The organism is Paraburkholderia fungorum, from assembly GCF_900099835.1.
Taxonomy (GTDB): Bacteria; Pseudomonadota; Gammaproteobacteria; order Burkholderiales; family Burkholderiaceae; genus Paraburkholderia; species Paraburkholderia fungorum_A.
The window spans coordinates 697653-723834 of the sequence record NZ_FNKP01000002.1 but is presented as its reverse complement, the minus strand read 5'-3'; the positions used below and the strand labels follow the sequence as shown (position 1 = coordinate 723834).

The 26182-nt window shown below is 61.6% G+C and carries 28 protein-coding genes; 10 read left to right on the top strand and 18 right to left on the bottom strand.

Going from position 1 to position 26182, the window contains the following annotated elements; genetic code table 11:
* Positions 1-2 precede the first annotated feature (2 nt).
* Complete coding sequence (locus BLS41_RS19285) at positions 3-1046, bottom strand: hypothetical protein (protein ID WP_074767710.1); 1044 nt, start codon at positions 1044-1046, stop codon at positions 3-5.
* 235 nt (positions 1047-1281) lie between these two features.
* A complete protein-coding gene (locus BLS41_RS19280; RefSeq protein WP_074767708.1) occupies positions 1282-1653 on the bottom strand; it encodes a lysozyme inhibitor LprI family protein in 372 nt (123 codons plus the stop codon).
* 307 nt (positions 1654-1960) lie between these two features.
* Here BLS41_RS19280 and BLS41_RS19275 point away from each other — a divergent pair, with 307 nt between their 5' ends.
* Positions 1961-2341, top strand: a complete 381-nt coding sequence (locus BLS41_RS19275; protein WP_074767706.1) for a DUF2917 domain-containing protein — start codon at positions 1961-1963, stop codon at positions 2339-2341.
* 40 nt (positions 2342-2381) lie between these two features.
* On the opposite strand, the gene BLS41_RS19270 is transcribed toward BLS41_RS19275, so the two are convergent.
* The 8 genes from BLS41_RS19270 to BLS41_RS19235 all read right to left on the bottom strand — a co-directional run bounded on the left by BLS41_RS19270 (position 2382) and on the right by BLS41_RS19235 (position 10438).
* On the bottom strand, positions 2382-2966 hold the full coding sequence (locus BLS41_RS19270; protein WP_436972006.1) for a hypothetical protein: 585 nt from the start codon (positions 2964-2966) through the stop codon (positions 2382-2384).
* A 191-nt stretch (positions 2967-3157) separates the two neighbouring features.
* Positions 3158-4360: a 3-oxoadipyl-CoA thiolase gene (gene pcaF, locus BLS41_RS19265; RefSeq protein ID WP_074767704.1), complete on the bottom strand. Its 1203-nt coding sequence runs from the start codon at positions 4358-4360 to the stop codon at positions 3158-3160.
* Positions 4361-4782: 422 nt separating this feature from the next.
* A complete protein-coding gene (gene denD, locus BLS41_RS19260; protein WP_074767702.1) occupies positions 4783-5763 on the bottom strand; it encodes a D-erythronate dehydrogenase in 981 nt (326 codons plus the stop codon).
* 43 nt (positions 5764-5806) lie between these two features.
* Positions 5807-6598, bottom strand: coding sequence for a 2-oxo-tetronate isomerase (gene otnI / locus BLS41_RS19255; protein ID WP_074767700.1), 792 nt, complete (start codon positions 6596-6598; stop codon positions 5807-5809).
* Positions 6599-6765: 167 nt separating this feature from the next.
* Entirely contained in the window at positions 6766-7428 is a 663-nt protein-coding gene (gene otnC / locus BLS41_RS19250; RefSeq protein WP_074767698.1) for a 3-oxo-tetronate 4-phosphate decarboxylase, read from the bottom strand.
* Complete coding sequence (otnK, locus tag BLS41_RS19245; protein ID WP_074767697.1) at positions 7425-8729, bottom strand: 3-oxo-tetronate kinase; 1305 nt, start codon at positions 8727-8729, stop codon at positions 7425-7427. Before otnK ends, otnC begins: the two co-directional genes overlap by 4 nt.
* Positions 8730-8744: 15 nt before the next feature.
* On the bottom strand, positions 8745-9635 hold the full coding sequence (gene ltnD, locus BLS41_RS19240) for an L-threonate dehydrogenase (RefSeq protein ID WP_074767695.1): 891 nt from the start codon (positions 9633-9635) through the stop codon (positions 8745-8747).
* 98 nt (positions 9636-9733) lie between these two features.
* Positions 9734-10438: a FadR/GntR family transcriptional regulator gene (locus tag BLS41_RS19235; RefSeq protein WP_074767693.1), complete on the bottom strand. Its 705-nt coding sequence runs from the start codon at positions 10436-10438 to the stop codon at positions 9734-9736.
* 207 nt (positions 10439-10645) lie between these two features.
* Between BLS41_RS19235 and BLS41_RS19230 the strand changes: the two genes are divergently transcribed.
* The gene (locus tag BLS41_RS19230) at positions 10646-11470 is read left to right on the top strand and encodes an IclR family transcriptional regulator (RefSeq protein ID WP_074767691.1); all 825 of its coding nucleotides are present in this window, start codon (positions 10646-10648) and stop codon (positions 11468-11470) included.
* Between the two features lie 64 nt (positions 11471-11534).
* Here the strand turns inward: BLS41_RS19230 and BLS41_RS19225 are convergent, their stop codons facing one another.
* On the bottom strand, positions 11535-12725 hold the full coding sequence (locus BLS41_RS19225; protein ID WP_074767689.1) for a M20 aminoacylase family protein: 1191 nt from the start codon (positions 12723-12725) through the stop codon (positions 11535-11537).
* Positions 12726-13005: 280 nt separating this feature from the next.
* On the opposite strand from BLS41_RS19225, the gene BLS41_RS19220 reads away from it, so the two are divergent.
* The gene (locus tag BLS41_RS19220) at positions 13006-13317 is read left to right on the top strand and encodes a hypothetical protein (RefSeq protein WP_074767687.1); all 312 of its coding nucleotides are present in this window, start codon (positions 13006-13008) and stop codon (positions 13315-13317) included.
* 188 nt (positions 13318-13505) lie between these two features.
* On the opposite strand, the gene BLS41_RS19215 is transcribed toward BLS41_RS19220, so the two are convergent.
* On the bottom strand, positions 13506-14582 hold the full coding sequence (locus tag BLS41_RS19215) for an H-NS family nucleoid-associated regulatory protein (RefSeq protein ID WP_074767685.1): 1077 nt from the start codon (positions 14580-14582) through the stop codon (positions 13506-13508).
* A 757-nt stretch (positions 14583-15339) separates the two neighbouring features.
* On the opposite strand from BLS41_RS19215, the gene BLS41_RS19210 reads away from it, so the two are divergent.
* On the top strand, positions 15340-15684 hold the full coding sequence (locus tag BLS41_RS19210) for a hypothetical protein (RefSeq protein ID WP_074767683.1): 345 nt from the start codon (positions 15340-15342) through the stop codon (positions 15682-15684).
* A gap of 50 nt (positions 15685-15734) precedes the next feature.
* Here the strand turns inward: BLS41_RS19210 and BLS41_RS19205 are convergent, their stop codons facing one another.
* The gene (locus BLS41_RS19205) at positions 15735-16073 is read right to left on the bottom strand and encodes a hypothetical protein (protein ID WP_074767681.1); all 339 of its coding nucleotides are present in this window, start codon (positions 16071-16073) and stop codon (positions 15735-15737) included.
* A 564-nt stretch (positions 16074-16637) separates the two neighbouring features.
* On the opposite strand from BLS41_RS19205, the gene pstS reads away from it, so the two are divergent.
* Positions 16638-17657, top strand: a complete 1020-nt coding sequence (pstS, locus tag BLS41_RS19200; RefSeq protein WP_074767679.1) for a phosphate ABC transporter substrate-binding protein PstS — start codon at positions 16638-16640, stop codon at positions 17655-17657.
* Between the two features lie 158 nt (positions 17658-17815).
* Positions 17816-18064 carry a hypothetical protein gene (locus BLS41_RS19195; protein WP_074767677.1) on the top strand — a complete coding sequence of 83 codons (249 nt, stop codon included), beginning with the start codon at positions 17816-17818 and terminating at the stop codon, positions 18062-18064.
* Between the two features lie 18 nt (positions 18065-18082).
* Here the strand turns inward: BLS41_RS19195 and BLS41_RS19190 are convergent, their stop codons facing one another.
* Positions 18083-18985 carry a CHAD domain-containing protein gene (locus BLS41_RS19190; RefSeq protein WP_074767675.1) on the bottom strand — a complete coding sequence of 301 codons (903 nt, stop codon included), beginning with the start codon at positions 18983-18985 and terminating at the stop codon, positions 18083-18085.
* A 285-nt stretch (positions 18986-19270) separates the two neighbouring features.
* Between BLS41_RS19190 and BLS41_RS19185 the strand changes: the two genes are divergently transcribed.
* From BLS41_RS19185 to BLS41_RS19180, 3 genes are read left to right on the top strand one after another with little or no spacing between them, the layout of a single operon-like run.
* The gene (locus BLS41_RS19185; protein WP_074767673.1) at positions 19271-19726 is read left to right on the top strand and encodes an NUDIX hydrolase; all 456 of its coding nucleotides are present in this window, start codon (positions 19271-19273) and stop codon (positions 19724-19726) included.
* Positions 19727-19751: 25 nt separating this feature from the next.
* The gene (locus BLS41_RS38495) at positions 19752-20093 is read left to right on the top strand and encodes a hypothetical protein (protein ID WP_143026320.1); all 342 of its coding nucleotides are present in this window, start codon (positions 19752-19754) and stop codon (positions 20091-20093) included.
* Positions 20094-20100: 7 nt separating this feature from the next.
* Entirely contained in the window at positions 20101-20367 is a 267-nt protein-coding gene (locus BLS41_RS19180; RefSeq protein WP_074767671.1) for a hypothetical protein, read from the top strand.
* Between the two features lie 80 nt (positions 20368-20447).
* Here the strand turns inward: BLS41_RS19180 and BLS41_RS19175 are convergent, their stop codons facing one another.
* Both BLS41_RS19175 and BLS41_RS19170 read right to left on the bottom strand, forming a co-directional pair.
* A complete protein-coding gene (locus BLS41_RS19175) occupies positions 20448-20909 on the bottom strand; it encodes a hypothetical protein (RefSeq protein WP_074767669.1) in 462 nt (153 codons plus the stop codon).
* Positions 20910-21015: 106 nt separating this feature from the next.
* Positions 21016-21750 carry a DUF1045 domain-containing protein gene (locus tag BLS41_RS19170; protein ID WP_074767667.1) on the bottom strand — a complete coding sequence of 245 codons (735 nt, stop codon included), beginning with the start codon at positions 21748-21750 and terminating at the stop codon, positions 21016-21018.
* Positions 21751-21976: 226 nt separating this feature from the next.
* On the opposite strand from BLS41_RS19170, the gene BLS41_RS19165 reads away from it, so the two are divergent.
* Positions 21977-23110, top strand: coding sequence for an alpha-D-ribose 1-methylphosphonate 5-triphosphate diphosphatase (locus tag BLS41_RS19165; RefSeq protein ID WP_074767665.1), 1134 nt, complete (start codon positions 21977-21979; stop codon positions 23108-23110).
* A 49-nt stretch (positions 23111-23159) separates the two neighbouring features.
* Here the strand turns inward: BLS41_RS19165 and BLS41_RS19160 are convergent, their stop codons facing one another.
* Together BLS41_RS19160 and BLS41_RS19155 are read right to left on the bottom strand one after the other, a co-directional pair.
* Positions 23160-24977 (bottom strand): diguanylate cyclase domain-containing protein, encoded by a 1818-nt coding sequence (locus BLS41_RS19160; RefSeq protein WP_074767663.1) that lies wholly within the window; start codon positions 24975-24977, stop codon positions 23160-23162.
* Positions 24977-25966 carry an extracellular solute-binding protein gene (locus BLS41_RS19155; RefSeq protein WP_253189712.1) on the bottom strand — a complete coding sequence of 330 codons (990 nt, stop codon included), beginning with the start codon at positions 25964-25966 and terminating at the stop codon, positions 24977-24979. Before BLS41_RS19155 ends, BLS41_RS19160 begins: the two co-directional genes overlap by 1 nt.
* Positions 25967-26182 lie beyond the last annotated feature (216 nt).

Sequence of the window (26182 nt, the reverse complement as noted above, 5' to 3'; positions counted from 1 at the left end):
CTTCACGCCCAATGCGCCGGCACCCACACACGTCCGATCCAGTGCCCCGGCACCCACACCACCGGACGCGGCGCCGGGGCCACATACACCGCGCGCGGCGCGACATACACGGCCGGCGGGGGCGGCGGCGGTGCATAGACAACCGGCGGCGTGACCACAACCGGCTTCGGCGGAACGTAGACCACCGGAGGCGCGACCACGACCGGCTTCGGCGGAACATAAACCACCGGAGGCGGCACGACCACCGGCGGCGGCGCATAAACCACCGGTGGCGGCACGACCACCGGCTTCGCTGCCACGACGACCGTCGTCCCGCCCGTCGCGACGACACCCCCGGTCACTACGGTTCCACTCGTCGTCACCGTATTGCTGTGCGTGCCGGTGATACTCGTCGATGTCGTCACGACGCCCGGCGCAACCCGAGTGGCGGAGCCGGAATGGTCGACCGTGCCGCCCTCCGAACCCGTCACGGTGCCCGATCGCGAGCAGGTAGAGCCGGCGCAGTTCGTCGATGCCGAGTGGTTGACCGTGTTGCCGTTCGACCCCGTCACCGATCCCGACGACGAATATTGACCCGGCGCGGTTCTCGTCACATCGCCGGAAGTCGTGGCGGTTTTGCCGTCGGGGCCGGTCATCGAGCCGGTATGCGCGCAGGTGCCGCCAGCGCAATTCGTGTCGCCGGAGTGCTGGACCGAATTGCCGTAGCGCCCTGTCGCCGTGCCTGAATTCGAGAACTGGCCCGGTGCATTGCGCGTCACCGTGCCGGTATTGCTCGCGAAGCCGCCGTAGGGGCCGGCCACGCCGCCTGCATGCGAACAGCTACCGCCGCCGCAGGAGCCAAAGTGCGCGCCGCTATAGGTGCCGCGCGACGTGTACGCGGTGCCGTGCTGCGACCACGCGAAAGCCGACGCGCTGCTGAACGCGAGCACCGCGACGGTTGCGCTCAATACGAGCTTGCGGAGCGCGCCGCCTCGCGTGGCGGAAAGAGTCGTCGATGAAGCGAGGCAAGCGGCGTTGGCCGGGATGAAGAATGAACGGTTTTTCACGGGATGTCCTTCGAGGATTCGGGCCACTTGCGTCACTGCTGCGTGGCGACGAACGGACTATAGAAGGACGCATCCGGTAAATCATCAGCGAAGATATGTCGCGCTGTTTCACCACGGTGAAGGCCCGCGCGACAAGGCTTTGCGGACGATTTAAAAGTGCGGCGACATATTTCGACATAGATTGCCGCGCGCGGAACCGGCGTTTGCGCGCGACGTTGCAGATCGACTCTCCAACTCAGAACGGCCCGCGCCTCGCGAGCTGCGCATACTGCTCTTTCAGCTTCGCAATCCGCTGACGGTAAAGGTCGAGCAGACACGACTTGCTTTCGCCGCACGCGTGCCTCGACTTCAGCCACGTCTGTTGCTGGTCCTGCATGTCGCCGCGTGTGCCCATCGCGACCAGCCCCGTCAGCATCTGATAGCGGACAGACATCTCGACATCCAGTTCGCTCAGTTGCCGCGATGCGCAGACTGCTTTTTCATCCGGCAAACGTGCGTGTGCGCAATCGAAACTCGCGGCAAATGTCGACGCCGAACTCAACGCGGCGAGCGTGAACAGCATCGTTCGAAGACATCGTTTGATGCACGGAGAATGGTCGGGATTCATCTGCTATTCCTCCTGAATAATTGCGGGTCCATTTCAGATGCACGTGTATCAACAGGCATGAATTGACACATTTTTATTGACAGCCCAAGCGGCAAAACGGCACACTCGATTTCATGTTGACGCACACCTCCATCGCCAAAGCGATTAATCACCCAACGCGAGCCATAATCGGCTGGCCATTGGGAGCATGTGCGCGTTAGCAGTCTGAATCTGCAAACAAGACCCCCAAGGCCCCGCCGGTAACGGAAGGGGCCTTTTGTTTTGGGGTGCCTCCTCCGCCAGCCGGCTCGATGACGGAGAGCAAAAGATGGATCAGGCAAGCCCGCAATGCATGGATGACGACTCGAGTCTGACGGCGTATCAACCGGACGAGCGTCAGCCGACAATCGTCGTGCATTTTTCTGTGATCCCAGGCGCGACGCTCACGTGGCGTATCGAAGCGGACAGCACGCTCGCGGTTCAGGGTGCGCGCATCTGGCTGACCCGCATCAGCTCCCCTTACGATCACTGGCTTACGCCGGGCGCGGAAATCCGGCTGCATCGCGGCGAACGTGTGTGGCTCAGCACCGATGGCGCACATGCGGCGCGCGTCACGTTGACCAGCATATTGCCCGTGCGACGCGGGTTGATCGGACGCTGGCTCGGGCGGCTCGCCGGGCTCGGACTGGGTGCGCCGTCGCCGCGTTGACGACAATGCTCGCAAGTACCGCCGCCCGCGTGCGCAAGGTTCACTGCGCGGCGGGCGTGACCTGCACTGCCGCCGCCGATACGAACACCGCGTGAATCGTATCGCCCACCTTCACCGTTGACAGATCGACCGCCGGACCCGCTTCGAACGTCCGTGTCTGCGACACGCCGCGCAACGTCACGAGGCGTTTCTTGCGATCGATCTTCTGCACCGTCGCCAGCACCTCGGTCTGTCCCGCCGATTCAAAACCGTCCGGGGTCGGCGTCGTCACCCGCTTGTCGACGCGTTTGCGAATGTCCTTATCCGCGCCGGCGACTTTCTCGGCATTCACGAGCAGCGCGTTCCTGTAGAGCACGTCGACCCGGTCTCCCACTTTCAGTTGATCGAAACCGGCAAGCTGCTGACTCACCAGCACGACCAAGGCGTTACCGTCAGGGCCCTTGAGCGTGAGTGTCCGGCTGCCAGGATCGATAGCGGCAATCTCTGCGTTCAGATGCACCGGCTCGGCCGCGTCGATCACGGCCTGGGCGGTGCTCGCCATTGAGTCTTGCGCGCAGGCAGGCTGAGCGGCGGCGAATGCCGCGATCATCAACGCTGCCGTTGCCGCTGTCATCGCTGCCTTCATCTGCGCTCTCCTTGAGAAGTGGTTCGAGCATCGTCCCGATCCCCAATCGCAAATCGCGTACCCGGCTCGCACAACGCCTCACTCCGAATGATCCGAACGCCACAAACAAAACAGCCCCAGCGCTTTCGCGCTGGGGCTGTTCGTTTTGAAGCGCCGGACATGGCGCGTCGGTTCCAGATCAGGCTAAAGCATCAAACGCGTTCGATTGCGATTGCGATGCCCTGACCGACGCCGATACACATCGTGCACAGCGCAAAGCGACCTTGCGCGCGCTGCAGTTGATACATCGCGGTCGTCACCAGGCGCGCGCCGCTCATGCCGAGCGGATGGCCGAGTGCAATCGCGCCGCCGTTCGGGTTCACGCGAGCGTCGTCGTCGGCCACGCCCAGCGCGCGCAACACCGCAATACCTTGCGACGCGAACGCCTCGTTCAGTTCGATCACGTCGAATTGGTCGATGGTCATACCCAGACGCGCCAGCAGCTTTTGCGTAGCCGGCGCCGGGCCGATGCCCATCACGCGCGGCGCGACGCCGGCCGTGGCGATACCCAGCACGCGAGCGCGCGGCGTGAGGCCGAAGCGCTTCGCGGTGGCTTCGTTGGCGAGCAGCAGAGCCGCTGCGCCGTCGTTCACGCCCGATGCATTGCCCGCCGTGACCGTGCCGTCCGGACGCACGACGCCCTTCAGCTTGGCGAGCGTTTCGAGACTGGTTTCACGCGGATGCTCGTCCTGCAGCACCGTAACCGGATCGCCTTTCTTCTGCGCAATCGTCACGCCGACGATTTCCTGCGCGAGCGTGCCGTCGCGTTGCGCGCGAGCTGCTTTCTGCTGGCTGCGCAGTGCGAACGCGTCCTGATCAGCGCGGCTGATGTTGTAGTCGGTGGCGACGTTTTCGCCGGTTTCCGGCATCGAGTCGACGCCGTAGAGCTTTTTCATCAGCGGGTTGACGAAGCGCCAGCCGATCGTCGTGTCGTAAATCTCGGCCTGGCGCGAAAACGCGCTGCCTGCCTTGGGCATCACGAACGGCGCACGGCTCATGCTTTCGACACCGCCCGCCACCATCAACGCGGCTTCGCCCGATTTGATCGCGCGCGCCGCGATGCCGACTGCGTCCATGCCCGAACCGCACAGGCGGTTGACCGTCGAGCCCGGCACGTCTAGCGGCAAGCCCGCCAGCAGCAGCGACATGCGCGCGACGTTGCGGTTGTCGTCACCGGCCTGGTTCGCGCAGCCGTAGATCACGTCGTCGATCGCGCTCCAGTCGACGTCCTTGTTGCGCTCCATCAGCGCCTTGAGCGGCACGGCGCCCAGATCGTCGGCACGCACCGACGACAGCGAACCCGCATAGCGGCCAATGGGGGTGCGAATCGCGTCGCACAGGAATGCTTCGGTCATGTGATGTCTCCAGTTGATGTGCTGCGTGCGCTGCGCCGTGGCCGGTGAATCGGTAGTCACGCGATGACGCGGGCTGGATGCGCGGTGGCATCGGGCCGGCCACGCCCACGGACAGGTGGCGGCACGGCAGCCTTCACGTCGGATCAGCTTAGCGCAGGATGGTAAACCTTGGGCTCGAGATTCAGGCCATTTGTTCTTTACGCGAACGTACGGTCATATATCGAACAATGAGCCTCGATAATAGGCGCGTGCGCGAAACCATGTCAAGCGTGGACCGGTTGGCATTAGGGAATACGTGCAGACGGCGGGGGCGGGTTCTGAGTGGTCACGCGGGGATTTGGCGCAGAGTGGCCGATGCCGTCGTGGCGTTGCGTTGCGGGAAAGGCTTGCGGAGAAGTTTCATGTTCCGCAAGCCCGGCCTCTCACCGAACCTGGATCCCCTCGTCAGCGATATAGCTGCGGATCACGTCAGCGAAACTCCGCTCGCCGCTCAGGCCCAGCCGCTCGGCGCGCGACGTATCCCACCGTCCCGGCCAGCTGCCGACGATCTTCTCCACGCGCGTATCAGGCTCCCACACGATCCGGTTCGCGACCTCGTCGCCCGCCACTTCGCGCAGCGCCGCGACCATGTCGTCGACACTCACCGAAATCCCCGGCAGGTTCAGCACGCGCTGCTGACCGAGCGCCGCCGCATCGAGTTCGAGCCCGGCGATCAGGCTTGCGATCGCCTGGCGCGGCGACAGCAGCCACAGCCGCGTCGATCCCGCCACCGGACACACCGCCGCCTCGCCATTCAGCGGCTCGCGAATAATCCCGCTCGCAAACGACGACGCCGCCGCATTCGGCCGCCCCGGACGCACGCTGATGGTCGGCAAGCGCAGCACGCGGCCGTCGACAAAACCGCGTCGCGTGTAATCGTTGAGCAGCAATTCCGCGATCGCCTTCTGCGCGCCATACGACGATTGCGGATTCAGCGCCGTATCGTTTTGCACGACATCCGGCAGATCGCCGCCATAAACCGCGACCGAACTCGTGAACACCACGCGCGGCCGATGCCCGCGTTGCCGGCACGTTTCGAGCAGCAGGCGCGACGCGTCGAGATTGATGCGCATGCCGAGATCGAAATCCGCTTCCGCCTGGCCGCTCACGATCGCCGCGAGATGGAAGATCGCTTCGGTGTTCCCGTCGATTGCGTGTTCCAGCACGCTGCGTTCGGCGATATCGCCCACTTCGCTTCGCACGCGGCTGTCGCCGGAATCGGCGGCATGAACCACGTCGAGCAGAAGCAGTTCGGTAATCGCTTGCGGTTTGCCTTGCGCGTCGTTCAGCGAACCGCGCGCGAGCAGTTCACGGGCGAGGCGCTGACCGAGAAAACCCGCGCCGCCGGTAATCAGAACTTTCATGATTGGCTTTCCATCGAGATCGTGAATCAGGTGAATTCGCAGTTCATTGCCCGGCGTTCTTCAGATACGGCTTCAGCCAGCCAAGCCCCGCCGACGTTTCACCACGCGGTCGGTATTCGCAACCGATGTAGCCGTCGTAACCCAGCGAGTCGATCAATTCCAGCAGATACGGGTAGTTCAATTCGCCGGTGTCGGGTTCGTGCCGCTCGGGCACGCCCGCGATCTGAATGTGGCCGATGCCGGCCATATCGCGTTTGAGTTTCACCGCGAGATCGCCTTCGACGATCTGGCAGTGATAGCAATCGAATTGCACCTTCAGATTCGGTGCGCCGACTTCCGCGCAAATCGCGTGGGCATCGTCCTGACGATTCAGGAAATAGCCGGGCATGTCGCGCGTATTGATCGGCTCGATCACGACCATGATGTTCTCGGCTAGCGCAGCCTTCGCGGCATACGCGAGATTTTTCACGTACACGTCGCGACATTCGGCTCGCGAATGATCCGCGCCGATCAGACCGGCCATCACATGCAGCTTGCGATTGCCGAGCACGCGCGCGTAGTCGAGCGCGGTAGCGATGCTGCGCTGAAACTCGTCTTCGCGGCCCGGCAGCGCGGCTATTCCGCGTTCGCCGCCTGCCCAGTCGCCGGGCGGCGCATTGAACAGCGCCTGCGTCAGATGATTGGCATCGAGCCGCGCCTTGATTTCGCTGGCCGGAAAATCGTAGGGAAACAGGTATTCGACCGCTTCGAAACCGTCTTGCGCGGCGGCGGCGAAACGGTCGAGGAAAGCGTGCTCGGTGTACATCATCGTCAGATTGGCGGCAAAACGGGGCATGGCGACAACTCCCAGGTAACAGTTTGATTCAGCGCCGAGGATCGAGCCGTCGATGCTCGTTTCTGGCGCGTGTCGAATATTCAGGCGGCCTCAACTACAAGACCGCGCGACCGCATGAATCACGCGAACCCACGCGCGGCCCATGCGGGAATGTCCCGTAGCGTGCGCTACCAGCGCGCGCCGAACACCGCACGCAACTCTTCGAGCGCGGCTTCATCGAGCGGCGCGGGCCGCGGATTCGTCATCAGCCACAAGCGCGCGGTCTCCTCCAGTTCTTCGAGCGCGTACGACGCCTGCGCGACGGAACGCTCCCACACCACCGGCCCCAGACGGTCGAGCAAAGCCGCGCGGACCGAACCGGCCAGCGCGGCGATCTCGGCAGCCACTTGCAGATCGCCGGGGCGGCGGTAGCGAATCAGCGGTACGTGTCCCACTTTCATCACGTAGTACGGCGTGAGCGGCGGCAGCACATCCGTTTCGCTCCAGACGCCCGCGAGCGTCAGCGCGACCAGATGGGTCGAATGCGTATGGACGACGCCGCGTGCGTCGCCGTTACGCGCATAGATGCCGCGATGCAGCGCCAGCGTTTTCGACGGCTTCGCGCCCGACACGGCGTTGCCGCTCAGATCGACTTTGGCGATTTCGGCGGGATCGAGCCGGCCGAGGCAGGCATCGGTCGGCGTGATCAGCCAGCCGTCGTCGAGCCGCGCGCTGATGTTGCCGGCGGTGCCCACCGTATAGCCGCGCTGATACAGACTCGCGCCGCTCACGCAGATTTCCTCGCGCACGCGCGCTTCGTTCGTCGTGTGAAGTGCGGGCGACGCGGTCATTGCGCGGCCCCGTCCAGATGACGCAGCGCCTTGTCGAAGAAATCGGTCGAGCCGAAATTGCCGGACTTCAGCGCGAGCGCCAGAGGGTCGGCGCCGGTGGTCGCCGTGGCCGGCACGCCCGGGTCGATCTGGCCGCCGATGCGCAGCGTGCGCACGTCGAGCGCCTGCACGACCGCACCCGAAGTCTCGCCGCCCGCCACCACGAACTTGCGCACGCCGCGCTCGCGCAGAGCGCGCGCAATCGACGCCAATGTCGATTCCACCAGATGCCCCGCTTCGTTGACACCGAGTTCGCGCTGCACCGCCTTGACTTCGTCAGGCGTGGCGGTCGCGTAGATCAGCACGGCTTCGCACCGGTCGAGATACGGCTGGGCGAAGTCGAGCGCCTGCGCGACGACGTCTTCACCGCGCGCCGCCGCCAGCGGATCGATGCGAAACGCCGGGCGCGTTTCACGCCACGCCGCGACCTGTGCGTTGGTCGCTTTCGACGCGCTCCCGGCAAGAACCACCGACAAACCATCGATACGCGGCAACTGCGCGGCATCGGCCTGCTCGTTCAACCATCCCGCGCGACGGAAATTCGCGGGCAAGCCCAACGCAATGCCGGAGCCGCCCGTGATCAGTGTGAGATCGGCGCAGGCTTCGCCTAGCACGTGCAGATCGGCGTCGGACACCGCGTCGGCAATCGCCATGCGCGCGCCGTTTTCGCGGAGCGCGTCGAATGCCGCACGCACGCCCGGCACACCCTTGGCCACCGCGTCGTAACGCACGAGACCCACTTTCGATTGCGTCTGACGTTGCAGCACGCGCACGAGATTCGCGTCGCGCATCGGCGTGAGCGGGTGGTTTTCCATGCCCGATTCATTGAGCAGCGTATCGCCGACAAACAGATGGCCCCGGAAAATCGTGCGGCCGTTTTCAGGAAACGCAGGGCACGCAATCGTGAAACCCGCGCCATCGGAAGACAGCGCGTCGAGCAGCGCATCGGTCACCTGACCGATGTTGCCAGCGTCGGTCGAATCGAAGGTCGAGCAGTATTTGAAGAAGAACTGGCGGCAGCCTTGCGCGCGCAACCAGTCGAGCGCGGCGAGCGATTGCGCGATGGCGTCGGCGGCGGGAATCGTGCGCGACTTCAGCGCGACCACCAGCGCATCGGCTTCGAGCGCTTCATTCGACGCGGGTACGCCGATCGTCTGCACCGTGCGCATGCCGCCGCGCACCAGCATATTGGCGAGATCGGTCGCGCCGGTGAAGTCGTCGGCGATGCAGCCGAGCAACGCGCGTTTCGTCGTGGACGTCATGACATCAGCCCCCGCTTACTTCGCGGCCGGCACGTCGATGCCCGGGAAAATCTTGATGACCGCCGAATCGTCCTCGCCACCATGACCGGCCGTGGACGCCATCATGAACATCTGATGCGCGGCCGCCGACAACGGCAGCGGGAATTTCGAGCGGCGCGCGGTATCGAGCACGAGCCCCAGGTCCTTGACGAAAATATCGACCGCCGACAGCGGCGTGTAATCGCCATTGAGAATGTGCGGCACACGGTTCTCGAACATCCACGAATTGCCCGCGCTGTTCGTGATCACCTCGTACAGCGCCTTCGGATCGACGCCCTCGCGCAGACCGAGTGCCATCGCCTCGGCGGCGACCGCGATATGCACGCCCGCCAGCAACTGATTGATGATCTTCACTTTCGATCCCGCGCCATGCGCAGTGCCGAGCCGGTAGACCTTGCCCGCCATCGCGATCAGCACGTCCTGGCAGGCGGCATAGGCTTGCGCGGGGCCCGAAGTCATCATCGTCATCTCACCGGATGCGGCGCGCGCTGCGCCGCCCGAAAGCGGCGCATCGAGCATCTGCAGACCCGCCGCTTCGATCCGCTTGCCGAGATCTATCGCGAATTCAGGCGGCACTGTCGCGCTTGCGATCACCACACTGCCTTTTTTCATCGCCGCGACCGCGCCCTGCTCGCCGAACAGCACGGCCTCGGTCTGCTCGGCATTCACGACGACCGTGACGACCACCTCGCATTGCGCGCCGAGCTCCGCGGGCGTCGCACAACCGACACCGCCCTCGGCGACAAACGCCTGCACCACCTCCTGGCGCAAATCGCACGCATGCACCCGAAAACCCGCGCGCCGCAATGAGCGCGCGACACCCAGACCCATTGCACCTAGACCGATGACTCCGACATTTCTGGACATGCGTGACCTCTGTCAATTGCGTGATGTGTTCGCACCCGATGAGCGCGGGCGCTCATGGGACCTGACCGCTTCCAGCTTCTTGTCCGTTACTTCAGTCGCTAGCAGATGCCCGCTTCCGCGAGCCGGCGCGCGGCGTTGTACATATGCGTCTGCGCCGCGTTGCGCGCCGCTACCGGATCGCCCGCGCGAATTGCCGCGGCGATCGCCGCGTGCTCGTCGCGCACCTGACGCGAAAAGTCCTCGCGCAACGATTCGTTGCGGCGCGTGACGACCGTGCCGGCCTCCAGATACTGATTCAGGAAAGTGAGCGTTTTGAGGAAATACGGATTGCCGGTCGCCGCCGCAATCGCGCGATGAAACGCGACGTCTTGCGCGACACCGTCGCTGCCGTCGGCCACCGCTTCGTCGATGTGCGCGAGCGCGGCGTCGATCGACGCGATATCGGCGGCGCTGCGGCACAGCGCGGCTTCGGATGCGACTTCCGCTTCGATCGCCCGGCGCAGCGCGAGAATCTGCACGACCGAGCCAGGCTCGACTGCTTCCGCGTAATCGATCCGCAGCGGCCGGACCGCGCCGTGCCCCGCGATGAACACGCCGCTACCCTGGCGCGGTTCGACCACGCCCTCGTTCTTCAGCCGCGAAATCGCCTCGCGGATCACCGTGCGGCTCACGCCGAACTGCTGCGCCAGGACGGCCTCGGTCGGCAGCTTGCCGCCGCGCTCGAAGGTGCCTTTGTCGATCTGCGTGAGGAGCTGCTGCGCGACCGTGTCGCTCAACGCCCGCGCAGGAATCTTGTCGAACATCGAGGCCTCGACTCGTCATGTTGTCGGGTCATCATACAAATTTGAGATGAACTCGGCATCCGCGCAAACCCTGGGATTTTTACGCGATCACACGTCAAGTTGGCGAAACAGAAGGCTTAAGCTATCGTCACGCCTTTGCGCAGCAGCGCGTCGGGCAACCGGCGCGGCCGTCGTGCGCGCTTTCTTCGAACGCATCTTTCAAGGCCCATGAGCAAAGCCCTGCCGCCGTCTACCGTCGTTCCCGTCAGCGCCGAACCGGCCCCGGACAAGCCGGGCGACTCGTATGTGCAGTCGTTCGCGCGCGGCCTCGCGGTCATCCGCGCGTTCGACGCCACGCGCCCCGAACAGACGCTCACCGACGTCGCCGCCGCCACCGGTCTCACGCGCGCGGGCGCACGCCGCATCCTGCTGACCTTGCAGACGCTCGGCTACGTGGAAGCCGAAGGCCGCCTGTTCCGCCTCACGCCGAAAATTCTCGACCTCGGTTTCGCGTATCTGACGTCGATGCCATTCTGGAATCTGGCCGAGCCGGTCATGGAGGGCTTGTCGGCGGAGGTTCACGAGAGCTGTTCGGCGGCCGTGCTGGATCGCACCGAGATCGTTTACGTGCTGCGTGTGCCGACCCACAAGATCATGACGATCAACCTGTCGATCGGCAGCCGTTTGCCCGCTTATTGCACGTCGATGGGCCGCGTGCTGTTGTCCGCACTCGACGACGAAACGCTCGAAGCCACGTTGAATTCGGCGCCGCTTTACGCGCACACACCGCGCACGGTGACCGACAAGGACGAGTTGAAGAAACTGATCGCGCAGGTGCGGACCCAGGGCTGGGCTATCGTCGATCAGGAACTCGAAGGTGGTTTGATTTCGCTGTCCGCGCCGATCCGCAATCGCCAGGGGCGTGTGATCGCGGCGATGAACATCAGCGGAAATGCGCAGCGCAATTCGGCGAAGCAGATGGTGAAGGCGTTTCTGGAGCCGCTGCAAAAGGCCGCGCAAACCGTCTCGGATATGGTCGCGCGACGCGGTTGAAAATGATCGGCGGGCGCGCTGGCGCCCGCTATCGGCATTGCAGCGCGCACGTCGCAATGCCGGTTCACTGAGCCAGATAGCGCTCCACCAGCCGCGTCCAGAACGCGGCGCCGACCGGCAGATTACGGTCGTTGAAATCGTAGTGCGGGTTGTGCACCATGCAGCCGTCCTCGCCCGCGCCGTTGCCGATCCGCAGAAACGTACCCGGCCGCTTTTGCAGCATGAACGCAAAGTCTTCGCTGCCCATGAGGATGTCTGTGTGCGCGACCACCTTGTCGTCACCGACCAGTTCGCGCGCCACCTGAATCGCGAAATCGGTTTCCGCCTCGGAATTCACGACGACCGGGTAGCCTTCGATGTACTCGACGATCGCCTTGCCGCCATAACTCGCGGCCTGCGATTCCGCGAGTTCGGTGATGCGCTTCTTCAATAGCGCGCGGACTTCGGGGCTGAACGACCGCACGCTCAGTTCCAGTTTCGCGCTGCTCGAAATCACATTGTTCGCGGTGCCAGCGTGCATCGAGCCGACTGTGACCACGGCGGGTTGCGACGGATCGACATTGCGCGCGACGACGGTCTGCAACGCCATCACGATGCTTGCCGCCACCACCACCGGATCGACCGTCAGATGCGGACGCGCCGCGTGTCCGCCGACACCTTCGATCGTGATGATCGCCTTGTCGCCCGCCGACATGAACGGCCCCTTGCGAAACAGCAACGTGCCGGGCTCTTCACCGGGATGGTTGTGAACGCCGAATACCGCGTCGCAGGGAAAGCGCTCGAACAGGCCGTCGGCGATCATTTTCTGCGCGCCGCTATCAATGCCGCTCTCTTCTGCCGGCTGGAAATACAGATGCACGGTGCCCGAGAAATTGCGCGTGGCCGCGAGGCGTTGCGCAGCGCCGAGCAGCATGGTCGTGTGACCGTCGTGACCGCACGCGTGCATTTTGCCGTGCGTGCCGCTCGCGTACGGCAGGCCGGTTTGCTCGATGATCGGCAACGCGTCCATATCGGCGCGAATCCCGATGCTGCGCTTGCCATCGCCCGCTTTCAATGTCCCGACCACGCCAGTCTGACCGACCCCACGCGTGACCTGCCAGCCCCATTGCTCGAGCTTCTCCGCGACCAGCGCGCCGGTCTGCACTTCCTCGTACGCGAGTTCAGGATGATGGTGAATGTGATGGCGAATTTCGCGCAGACTTTGTGCGGCGGGTTCCAGGTCGGACACTTCGGTCAGGCGGACGGCGTCGTTCATCTTGATTGCTCCGTGAAAGCATGCCGCTGACGACAGCGGCAAACAGCCCTGCGCTGCGGATCATCTGCCGTAGGGTTCCCGCTTGAGGAACGCGGCATGAGCCGGTGCGCAGACAGTGAAATGCGTATTGTGGCAAAGACTGAATCGCGCGGCGACTGTTTCGAACGGCTTACGGATATGAACGAACCCGGAGCGCGTTCAACGCCACGCCATTTTTGCGGCATTGTGCGCGAACCGCTGTTTAGCTATGCTGGTCCCAACCAACTCCGGGAGCGGACACATGGAAGTGAGCACAGAAGCGCTTGTTGACATGCTGCGAGAAGTTGAAGCCGAAGACCCGATCGATTACGCGGACCTTCCATTCGGCGAGCAGGAGCTGCGGCGGCTGGTCATGACCTCACTCGTCGAGCGCCATCACCAGGTTGAAGCGGGCAACATGTCGGTGTCCGAGATTCATGCGTTGTATCTGCTGAGCACCGCCAAGCTCGTTCTGGAAAACACGGTGCTTCATGCGCGCCTGCTTTTACTTCAGGGCCAACGCGTCGATGTGCAGGCGCTGCTCGCGCCGTTCACCCTCAAAGGGAAATCGTAGACTGGTTTGCGAGTGGTCAATGACGGGCGAGTTATTGCGCCCGTCGGCGTACTTTCTGGCAGCAACGCGGACCATTCGCGTGCCTGCGATTTGCCTGCGATTTTCGTGAACCGCAAATGTGCCGATGCCAGCAGACCTCGGGTCTGCTGGCATCGGACTGCGTAGGTTACGCTTACGCTGGTTTTCGCTTATGCGGCCACTTCGGCTGACGCTACCGGTGCTGCGGGCACGTCGGAACTTGCGGCAACAACAGCGACCGGGTCTGCCTTTTTAGCGACGACCTTCTTCACTGCCTTGGGCTTTGCCGGCGACACCGCGGCTTTCTTCGCTACAACCTTCTCGTCAGCAACGGGCGATTTCACAACCCCGGGTTCCTTGACCGCGCTTACTTTCTTGACCGCTGGCGCTTTCGTCGCTGCTGCTTTCGTCACCGGCGCTTTCGTCACTGCTGCTTTCGTCACTGCTGCTTTGGTAACAACTGCCTTCGGCTTATTCGTCTTCGCAACCGCGGCCTTGGTAACAACTGCCTTCGGCTCATTGGTCTTCGCAACCGCGGCCTTGGTAACCGCTGCCTTCGGCTTGTTCGTCTTTGCGACCACTGCCTTGGTAACAACTGCCTTCGGCTTGTTCGTCTTCGCGACCGGAGCAACGGCTTGCGCGGCGTCGATCAAAAACTTGTTGCGGTCTTTCGCGCCCGCGATCCACAACGGCGCACGACCACGACCGCTCCACGTCGCGCCCGATTTTGGATCGCGGTAGCGGGGAGCCTGGTCAGCTTTCTGCTGACCCTTGGGAGCCGTCGCTGCGCCAGCGGTCGACGCTTTTTTCACAGCCGAAGCCGAAGCGTTGCCCTTAGCTTTCACATCCGCCTTCGCCTTCACCTTGCCGGCAGCCGAATTCGAAACGGCCACCGCGCTTGCGCCGCTGCCAATCAGAAACTTGCTTCGATCTTTTGCACTGGCAATCCAGGCCGGCGCGCGTCCGCGACCCGTCCACGTTGCACCGGTCTTCGGATCCTGATATTTGGCCGCGACTTTGACGCCGGATTTCTTCGATGCTTTCGCCGCATCCGCAGCTTTACCGCCGACGGTTTTCGCCGCGCGCTTCGTCTTTGCGTCGGCTTCGATGTCTTTCGTCGTCAGTCCATGCTGAAGCATGAGACCTCGAATCTTGTCCACGATGGCCTGTGCGTTCTTTGCGGCCAATGCCTCGGCTTGCGCCTTGAGCTTGTCCATCTTTGCCTGAATTTGTTCCAGTGTTGCCATATTGACTCCCCGTTTAAATGGTATTGCGGTGCGCACTATGCCACGGGCATAAAATTAACGCTATGAGTGCATAGACGAGGGAAGGTTACGAAGTAAAACCCCTGTTGAATCGGCGGCAACGTAATGCGCCCGCAACAATAGTTCCCGATGTATGCGGCAGCTAAAAAAACTCAGCGAGAAGTGGGTGGCCTGGCTGGTGAAAATGCGTTTGCGTACGGCAATAGGCAGGTCAACTTCAGAAATCCGTTTTGAGATTCCATCGGCCCAAACCGCGAAGGTTTCGCGCGTTCCGTGTACCGCGACCCGACGTTGCGCGGCACGAATAGCGCATCGCCGAACTGCGACCGAATCTCGCAGATAAAAAATTCCAACGCGGCTCAGGCGTCACAATTTTTCCCGCTGCACACGCGGAGAGCGTGTAAAACCTGTCGGTACGAGCTTGCTTTTTTTGCCTGCGTGCGCAGACGAAAACATTTCCCGGATTCCGGTAACCCGGCAGAAAGCAGGCCGCCAGCTTTTTAGCCTTGCTTTTCACACGGCCGCACAGCATATCGGTTCATCATGATGCTGCGAAAGATCATGCCGTTGCCCTGCAGCACACGAAGTCATCCCGACTTGCAGTAAAGTGTCCACTTTCGCGTGGCGGTTTGCGTTGGCCACGTTGAAAAAAGCAGTGTCGAATTACGTCCACATTGAATCGTCCTCCGTAGCCCATATGTATTGGGTTTGCTTAACCGCAGCCGGCAAGCCGAAAGACATGATGAAACCTGAATTTAGCGAGCGCGAAAGTGCGCGACCCGACCTGCTGTGTTTCCTCGTCGCCGTCGCAGCGGCGTCGTACGCGTTGACCAACGACTGGCGGGTAGACCATGTGGTTCAGTGCTGTCGTCAGTGGCTGGAGAAAAACCGGCTGCAGATGGACTGGCTGGACCGGGTTCGCATCGGTCAACTCGCGCTGAAAATCGCGAGCAAGGATTTGCTGGAGGCCGGTGTCGCGGTGCGGTTGTCGAGCGTGAACCTGCTCTTCACCAACGAGATGGAACTCAATGAAGCAAGCACCATGGTTCAGCGAATGATGGCGCTCTGTCACGACGCGCTTTAATCGTGCAGGCGAAAGACGCGGGGCGCCCCTCGCCGTAAAAAAATATCCTGTCAGGTCGAAGCAAACACGACTGCTGCGACTTCTTCCAGATGCGTGAAGCTGCGGAAAAACCGGTACGTTTTACCTTCGATTTCAATCCGGTTGATGCCCGCGTCCGTCACGTTGAGAATCTCGTTAGCAAGCGATGCGGCAATCGTTCCGCGCCGCTTCAACTCCTCGCGCGGCCCCGCCGGATCACCGACATAAAGCGTGGCGATATCGTTCGAATGACGCATCACGATCAGGCTCGCGCCGGCATCGAGCGATAACTCGAGATACTCGGCCAGAACCTGTAGCGCTTCCAATTGCGGCCCCTGCCGGCTGATACTCGCCCCGGATGCGTTTGTCATGTCTTTCTCCGTCGCGTGAATGAGTTGCTGTCAGAGAGTCTATCTGACAGCAATGTACGAACTATAAGCGGCTTAATATAAAAAACAGAAGCACGTTTTTACGTCCGTCCATCTGAATTTTTAAGGCTGACTTCAGAGCCCATTTGCCCGGCAATTTCGAAATACGCTTAACGGTATCCGGGTGCGCGTGCTTGCGCTTTACGAACCCGGCATCAACGCACTTTGCGAGCGGATTTTCGGATGCGTTCCGACCCGCGACACTGGCACGGTTTTCGCCGAATGACCGTCAACCGTGCTGGAGAATTTCAATCCCCCTCCCCCGTCATCGTCCTTTGATGAAGTCCGCGTACTTGCGAAGGCGTGCTTTGAAAATGCCCCACACAAGGTCTAGTGTTCAGAAGTGGGGCACACGAAACCCAGCGAAAACAGCGAGTCGACATCGCCGTTTCCAGCATCGAGGTTTGCCCGACAAACAATAGTATTTTCACGCCGCGATTCTTCGGCGAGCTTCACTTAACGATCTTCAACAACAATTCAAGTGAGGTTTTCGTGAGACATATTCTGATGCTGACGATAGGTCTGGTGAGCGCCGTATCCGCCATTTCAGGCCGCGCCGCTGACATTACCGGTGCCGGCAGCACTTTCGCCGCGCCTATCTACACCCGCTGGGCCAGCGCGTATCAGGGAGCCGGAGGCGGCAAGGTCAATTATCGCGGCGTCGGCTCAACCGACGGTCTCAGACAGATAGTCGCAAGCCAGGTGGATTTCGCCGGCTCCGACGCGCCGCTCAGCGACGCAGAACTCGTGAAAGACGGCCTGTTCCAGTTTCCGACGGTGATCGGCGGCGTCGTGCCGGTCGTCAATCTTCCCGGTATCAAATCGGGCGAGGTGACGTTGACGGGCCAGGTGCTCGGCGACATCTTTCTCGGCAAAATAATTTACTGGGACGATCCCGCGATCGTTGCGATCAACCCCGGAATGAAAATGCCCGATACGCCGATTGCCGTAGTCCGGCGTCTCGACGGTTCCGGCACGACGCTAATCTGGACGCACTTTCTGTCGCAGGTCAACCCGGAATGGAAAAGCAGGATCGGAGAAGGCACGACCGTACGCTGGCCCCGTGGTATAGGCGGCAAAGGCAACGAAGGCGTGGCGACCTTCGTGCAGATCCTGCCGGGCGCAATCGGCTACGTTGCATGGGACTTCACGAAGCAGAACCGCATGTCGTATGTCGCGATGAAAAATGCAGCCGGTGTCGTGGTTAAACCGGGCCCGGAGACATTCAAAGCAGCAGCAGCCAGCGCCGACTGGTCCCATTCACTCGTACCGATTCTGACGAATGAGCCTGGCAAGAACGCGTGGCCGGTTGTCGGCGCAACGTTTGTGCTGCTTCGAAACGCGTCCGCACTACCAGAGCGCAGCGGCGAAACGCTGAAGTTCTTCGATTGGGCGCTCACCAATGGTCAACAGGCTGCCGAAAACCTCGACTACATTCCGCTTCCCGCCGCCGTGACGGACGAGGTCCGTACGCAATTACGGGCGAGGATTAAAAATCTGTCCAGCAAGTCGATTACCACGCAATAGCACATCAAAAGGAAGCGAATAGGAAATCGAAATCCCGCGTTTGACTCGCGATCTTCCGTTCGAGAAAAAAATGTAAGGAACTTTACACCTTAATCATTGACGTACGACATCCGCTTAGGTAAGTTCCATGCCTCAAAAAATTAAACAGAGCGGAGTCAATGGTCGAAGATTATGAAACAGCCAAGGGAATCGAAATTGAACTCAATGGCACCGTGTTTCGAGGTCGATATCGCGTGATGAACGGTACGGTTATCGTCTACTTCGACAATGAAATAAAGTTTGCGAGTCATGACATGAACAGGCCGGACGTGGTGGCCCGATGGCTTCTCACCGATCTCGCACGCCGTGTCGAGTCGAACGGCGTTCAGTCGAAAAAGCGCCGGGCAACAGGCGGGGTATTGCCATAAAAAAGTTTTGACGATGCATTAAAAGTTGGCTCGCAGCATGTCGTGCGCAGCGATTTTCCGCAGTCGCTGCTGCTCCTCCAGATATTTAATCGCTTTCTTCGACGCATGCGATTCGCCCAGTTGGAACGCATATTCGCGAAGCAAAGTTTCGCCCGTTACCAGATCGTTCAAATCGCCAAGTTGCTGCTGAACTTGCGCGAGCCGTTCAATCGTCGCCACATAATGACCGTCGAGCACCGGCGCTAAAAATTCGAGCGAATATCGCAATCGCTTTCCAGCAATGCGTATTTCATGAAGATCGGCATAGTCCGCGTTCGGGTTGGAAGCAACGCGTTTGATGCGCTTCTTTAACATCACCTCTGCCCGCCCGGCGCGCGTCGTCGCGAACTCATCGAGGCGCATGGGCGTAGTCTGAGCCTCGATCTGATTTCGCGCGACCCGCACCGCGTGCTCGACAATCCGTTCGACACCGGCGTTGCCGATGATCCGGTTGCTGAATGCGAGCGCGCTGCTTCGATGCTGGTCGACGCGCGCGATCAACGCTTCGAAAGAATCGCCCGACGGCGCTGCCGACAGCAATTCGCGCAACACGTCCCAGTCTCGTGTTTTCCCGGCAGCCGCTGCCAGCGACTTGAATTCGCCGCGATGAGACCTGGCGTCCTGCTTGTCGAGCAAGGGCTGAAACACCCACCACAGCGTTCGCAGTCGACGCAATGCAACACGCAGCTTGTGCAGGACTTCGGGTTCCGAGTTTGAGTTGAGTTCGCGAACTCTCTTGAGTGCTTCGCCAGTCGCCGCAGAAGAAAGAATATTGAAAGCGTCGCCAATCGATGTAGCCGGTGCAATACAGCCCTCTGCCCGGCCCACGCGAGGCGGCTGCGAAGTATTCTGATCGTCAGCGGGATGGGGACGCGAAGTCATGTCACCTTCTTCCATCGCGAACTGGGAGCGCAATAACAGAAGGCATATTAAAGCAACCAGAATAAATTCAGGCTCGACTCACTGGGTGCTAAACCGAGAAAGTCCAAAGGGATGCTCGATTTACAGGCGAAATCTGCGGAAAAGCCTCGTTTCAGGGCGCGACGCCACACGAATGTCACATTAGCCAACCACCATCTTCCCTAGTTCGATATTCCCCCGACAAGCCTCGTGACGACGACGGAATAATACGAATTCAGCAGGCGCACCAATCATGGAAGAGACAAAGTGAAACAGCGAGCGACCGTCGTTTGTCAGCTTGGCGCGAGAATTCTGCTGGTGAGCAAGGAAGGCTCGCGATGGTCGTTGCCGGGCGGCAAAGCGTCCAGTGGCGAAAGCTTGCAAGGCGCGGCATCGCGCGAGTTGATGGAAGAAACCGGCCTGCTCGCGTTAGACATGCGATATCTATTTAACTTCGCTGGCGTTCGCACGTGTCATCACGTTTTCGTTGCGAATATCCACGAAGATCAAACGCCGGTTCCAGACAACGAAATTACGCACTGCCGTTGGGTCAAGGTGGCGGACGTCCGTCACTACGCAACCAGTACCTGTACGCGGGGAATTATCGAGATCCTGTCGTTGAGCGCCCTGCAGGAGCCTCGAACGGCAAGTCGTTATCAGCGGACGCAGGCTTTCGTTCGCAACCTACGGGCCGCTCACAAGGACTCGATTTTCTGCGGATAGCAGCGTCCGCAGCACGCGGCGTATCTTGACCGCTTTATTCAAGCAGGCTTTTCGACGCAAGCACATCCCGATCCACAACGCCGGAGCGCAACTGCCAGAACCGGCACCCGGCCCATTCTCGAAGCAAGGCTCCGGCCGTTACGCTTCTCGCAGCATTTCCCCAGCACAGAAACGACACGTTATATTTTTCGTGATCGACATCTCCGTACTATTCTTTTTGATTAGCGCCGGTTTTGAAAAGCGAGTCTTGCACTTTTATGACGAAACGATGACAGACATTGGTGCCCGCTTGCTGAAGAAAGCTGCGCTGCAATGTTCATTCGTCCCGCTTTCGACGCCACGCCAATCTCAACCTGTTTTCGAGTAGACGCGAGATGCCTGATAAAACGCCACCGCCCGCGCGAACACCCGAAGCCATCGACCAGGACTTTGCCGATCTGATGGCGTCGAAAATGCCAACGGATGCCGCGCGCGACAAATTCGAAAGGCTCTGGGACGAGGCGAACGCCATCGCGGCGCAAACCGTTCATACGGTAGAGGGGCAGCGGTACATCTCGCTATTGAAGCGGATGCACCAGACGTTTGAAGGCCGCTATCCTGTTGATGGAGCAATCAACGGCCATGCAAAGCGGCACTCGTAAAATTCGACGAGCGCCCGGAACAAACTCACTTATTTGCAGCGAAGCGCCGCCCATGACGGCGGCTCCCGCACTCCGCCAAGTCAGGATTTAGCAGGACGCCCAGTCTTGACCTGCTCCACCGCCGACACCGCCGCCAGCAATCGCTTCGGCGAAGCCGCTTCGAGCATCAGCAGACCCGCGCGCAACAGTTCGCTCTTCTTGACCGACACGCCCGCTTCCTCGCACTTAAGCTTGAGCGCTGCGATTTTTTCGTAATCGGATTTCGGCATCGTGAAACTGTCGCGGACAACCTTGTCCTTCTTCGCGCGTTTCGCTTTGACAACCGGACTGGATTTAACCGCCTTTCTGATCGTCGGGCCGGCCTCGACTTTTTTCGCGGCTTTCTTGACGGTTGCCGATTTTTTCACGGTTGCCGATTTTTTGGGCGATTCCACAACCGGGGCGCTCGCTACGACTTCCTTCTTTTCAGCGGGGACGTTCTCAGCCGCCTTCGGGAAATGGAAAGTTTTCTTTGTCGGTTTTTTAATGGTCGGTTCGGTCATTGTCAGCTTCTGTTTATCATCGATATAAACAGTATATACAGTTTTTGCCCGGCTTCGAAGTGGCGCGGTACTGAACAACCGCTTCGGGCTTTGAAAACCCGCGTCGCTATTTCATTTCGTGGCCCGGCGCGTCGCTCTGGAACGGCACGCGCTGCCACAACACGAACGGCTCACCAGGCGACGGTTCGACGAACAGCGCGGCATGATCGACAGTCAGCGGTCCCAGCGCCGGCGTTTGCGCTTGCCACCACGCAACCAGCGCCGTGCGTTCGCCAGCATCCGCGAGCGAGTTGGAAAGCGTCATGTGAAAACGGAATTCGTCGAACACATACGGATAGCCCCACTCGATCAGCAATTCACGTTGACGCTCGCTGAGCGGCGCGGCGAGACGTCGCGCAAGATCGGCCGCCGACGGTTTCGCGCGCAATGCATCGAGCGCTTGCAACGCGCTAGTCGCCACTGCGCGAACGTTTGCTTCACCGCACTGATCCACCGGGCGCAACGCGACGAATTCGCCTAACGTGGCCGCCTCAACCGGCAACGCGAACGGGCGTTGCGTCGCCGCCCATTCCCGCGTCGCGGCCAGCACGTCGTGCTGCGTCGCGCCATCAGCCAGCCGGAACGGCGCGACGAGCGTGCCATGCCATCCATATCGACGCGGCGCTTCGGTCAATTCCATCAACGGACGTTGCAAGCCCGCCGGTTGCGGCGGCACGCATGCCATGCCGCTTTGCGCATCGCGACCGAGCCACGTCGAACCGGCACGCCACCATGCCGACTCATGCGACGGCGCGTAATACACGGCGAAACGCGCGCCGTCACTCCACGTCACGTCGCTCATCGGGCGTGCTCCACGAGAGCAGTTCGCGCGTTGCGGTTCGATATCATGGTGCGGTTATTCCTACGTTCGATTCATCACGATGACGTGCATTGTAGTGCGGGCGAGTCGCGATGAAAGTTTGAAACGGCACTAGAATGACGCATTAAATCGAGTGGCACACCATGCCATTCTCCAGAATAAAACCCGGCGGGCGCACTCAAACCCGGCTGACTACGGAGCCCATTCGATGCTGATCAGGAACGCCCGCATCGTGACGCGAGACGAGGTTTTCACCGGCGTGCTTCGCGTCGAAGACGGCGTGATTCGCGATGTAGAACGCGGCACGACTGCCGCGCGCGAAGCGGAAGATTGGGATGGCGATTATCTGTTGCCCGGTCTGATCGAACTGCATACGGACAACCTCGAAAAACATCTCGCGCCGCGCCCCGGCGTGCAATGGAATACCGACGCCGCATTCGTGATCCACGATGCGCAGGTAGCGGCCGCCGGCATCACCACCGTATTCGACGCGCTCGCGATCGGTTCGCGCGCGAATGCCGGATTGCGTGGCCGCGATCTGCAAATGCAATGCGCCGCTTCGCTGAACCGGCTGTCCGCGCGCAAGCTGCTGCGTGCCGAACACTTCCTGCATCTGCGCTGTGAAATCGCCTCCGCCGACGTGGTCGACATGTTCGATGCGCTGTGCACGCATCCGCTGCTGCGCCTTGCTTCGGTGATGGACCACACGCCCGGTCAGCGTCAATGGCACGACCGCGAACAATGGCGCCGCTTCCAGGAGCGCCACGGCAAGCTGAGCGACGAACACGTCGAGAACGCGCTGGCCGAGTTGTCGATCGAGCAGGAACGTTACGCCGACGCGCATCGCAGCGAGATCGTCGCGCGCTGCAAGCGGCTTGGCATTCCGGTGGCGAGCCACGACGACACGCTGATCGAGCACGTCGAACAGGCCCGCGCGGAAGGTGTGGTGCTGGCCGAATTCCCGACCACCCGCATTGCCGCCGAGGCCGCGCACGCGCACGGCATTTCGACGATCATGGGCGCGCCGAATATCGTGCGCGGCGGCTCGCATGCAGGCAACGTGTCGGCGCTCGAACTGGCGAAAGCCGGCCTGCTCGATATCCTCTCGTCCGATTACGTGCCGTCGAGTTTGATGACCGCCGTCTTCGAGCTGGTCGACAAGGCCGGCTGGAGCCTGCCGCACGCGCTGGCTACCGTCTCCGCCGAACCGGCTCGCACGGCCGGGCTGGATGATCGCGGCGCGATCGAAGCGGGTTTGCGCGCCGACTTCGTGCGAGTGACCATGCTCGATTCACTGCCGGTTCCGCGCGCGACGTATCGCAGCGGAGCGCGAATCGTCTGACGCGTTTTTCTTGCCGGTTAGCTGGTGAGTCCCGCGCGCGGTCGATGCATCAGGCCGTCGGTTCGGCCTCGCGACCCTGGGTCACGTCCTCGCCGGCGTGGGCTCGCGCGGCAAGCTCCATCTGTTCGCGCAAACGCGCTTCGAGTACGTCCTGATAGCGCAGATATCCGCAGCGTCCACCGGATTTCGCCGCGTACATCGCTGCGTCGGCATTGAGCAGCAGCTCCTCGGCCGTGCCGCTGTCGTCGGGGAACTGGCTGATGCCGATGCTCGCGCCCACCGTCATGCGGTGACCGTCCATCACCAGCGGTTCGTTCAACGTGTTCATGATGCGCGATGCAATGCTGGGCACGGCCTGCGCGACGCGCGGCCCTTCGATCAGCACGATGAACTCGTCGCCGCCGAGCCGCGCCACGACATCGTCGGTAAAGAGCCCCTGCTTGAGCCGCCGCGCGACCGCCGACAACACCTTGTCGCCGATCGAGTGACCGAACTGGTCGTTGATCTGCTTGAAGCGGTCCAGGTCGACGAACAGCACGGCCAGCCCTTCCTCGCGCCGCGACGCCTGCTCGATTGCGCTTTCGAGCTTCTGCATGAACAGCATGCGGTTCGGCAAACCGGTGAGCGTGTCGTGCGTGGCGAGGTGCACGAGTTCTCGCTGCTTGTTGTGCAGCACATCCATCTGCCCTTTGATCTCGCGCCGCAGACGATCGAAACAGCGCGCCAGCACGCCGATTTCATCGGTGCGTTTGAGCGGCAGCGTATGCATCGCGTGCTCGGCGAACAGATGGGTCGCGGCGTGCGCAAGAATATGCAGCGGCTTGGTCACCGCGCGCGCGGCCACGATCGCCAGCAACACCGAGAGGCAGCTGAAAATCAGCACCATGCGGATAATTCTCTCGCCCAGCACATGCGCACCCGACAACACGTCTTCCAGCGGCTTCGCGATGCCGAGCACGATAAAGCGGTTGCCCTCGGAACCGCCAAACGGCCGGCGCACGAACGCGAGAACCTGACCGGCCGCCTGCTGCGGCCCCGACAGCCCATTGACCAGCACCTCGCTTTGCGACTGATCGAACAGCGGCTTCGTCACGGAGAAACTGTCCTGCATCAGCACCCGCCGGCCACGGTCGAAGCCGAAGGTTTTCGACGGGTCGGGATGAACCAGGAAGTCGCCCCATTCGTTGGCGAGATAGACCTGGTAGTCGCTCGGCAAATCGCTCTGCAAGCGCTTGAGCATACCGGCCAGATCGATGTCGATCACGACCACGCCCACCACCGTGCCGTTCGCGTCGGCCACCGGCGTGCCGAGCCGCAGCGTCGGCTTGCCCTCGGCGCCGTGCGCGCCGTATTCGTGATTGACCGAAATCGGCGACGTATAAACACGGCCGGGCGAAAACGCCAGCGTGTCGAACACGTACGCGAACTGGCCTTTTTCCTGCAGATCGTTGCCTTGCACCCGCACGAGGCCGTCCGCGTCGCGGTCGAAACGGATCAGCTCGAGCCCGTAATGCTGCCTGGTGATCAACCTGATCTGCAGATATTCCGGGTGATGCACCATGAAGCTCGCATACACCTGCGCGAGCCGTTCGCGGCCGGTGTTTTCTCCGACGCCGTCGTCGGTCTCGGCAACACTCGCCGACGACGGCATGGTCGCGAGCACCAGCGCATCCGCACCGACGTCGTCGATCGAGATGGAGAAGCGCTGCCCCAGCAATTCCGTCGAGGTCAGCAGGCTATGTTCGGCTTCGTTCACCAGCATCGTGCGATTGGCACGGTACGCGTAGTAGCCGGTCGCGCCCGACGCGATCACGCCGATGCACGCAAGCAGCACCGATAGCTTGAAGGTCAGGCCTGGCCGGATCATCAGAAACGCTCCGAGCGATCGCCGGAGACGATGCGGGCCCACAGGTCCTCACGCCGCTGGATATTTTCCACCGGGCCGATCCACACGATGTGCCCACTGCCGCTGCTGTCGACCGGCGCGGTCAGCGTGTTGGCGAGGCCTTGCCGTTGCGTGAGCAACGCGTTCACCTGCGGATCGAGCATGTAATTGATCCACGCGAGCGCGAGCGGCTGGTCGGTGGCCGCGCGCGTCATCGACCAGCAATCGAGCCACGCGAGCACGCCTTCGTCGGGAATCACATAACCGACATCCGCGCCCGCGCGGCGCAGCAGTTCGACCTGCTGCGTGCCGTAGTTGCCGAACATCAGCGCGACCTTGTGCTGGATGAAGAACGCGGTCGCTTCTTCCGGCAACGTGTAATAGGTCAACAGATTGCGGCGCAGATCGACGAGCTTGTGGGCAATCGCGCGGATTTGCGCGTCGTCGAGTTGAAACGGATGCGGATAACCGAGCGCCAGCGCCGTGAACGAGAAATTGTGCTGCGCGCTGTTGAAGTCGAGCACCTTGCCGCGGTATTGCGGGTTCCACAATTCGCGCATGGAGTGCGGCGCAACGGCAATCTGCCGGCGATCGTAGATCAGGCCCATCGACGAATAGGTGAACGGGATCGCGTAAACGTTACCGTCCGACGTGAGCCCTTCGATCGACGAACGCGCCTGGAAGCGCGGCAACTGGTTCTTCGTGTTCGGCAGGCTGCCCAGATCGAGCGGGGCAAGCAGACCGGCCTGCGTATAACGGCGGATTTCTGCGGTGTTGGCCGCGAGCACGTCGAAGCCCGGCTCGTCTTTAGCGTGCATCTGGGCCCACAGCGCTTCGTCGGAATCGACCAGCGTCACCTCCACCCTGGCGTGGTAGCGCTCTTCGAACGTCTTTACCACGTCGGCGTCGGCATAACCGGGCCATGCAAGAACCCGCAAGACTTTCCCATCCGCCCTCGCCGGCAGCGACATGCCGGCACCGATGCAGAAAACCACGCAGATCAGAAGCGACAGGAATCGCGTGCATACACGGCGCTGCTGTAAATGCGCGCATGCGAAAGCGGAAGCGGCCGTGAACTGCCGCTGAAAGGACTGTTTAGAACAGCGCATTTCATCCGCCATCAACATCATGTACATGTACGACACCATTTCGAAGGCCGTTTGAACGAGCACAAACACGCGGCGTTT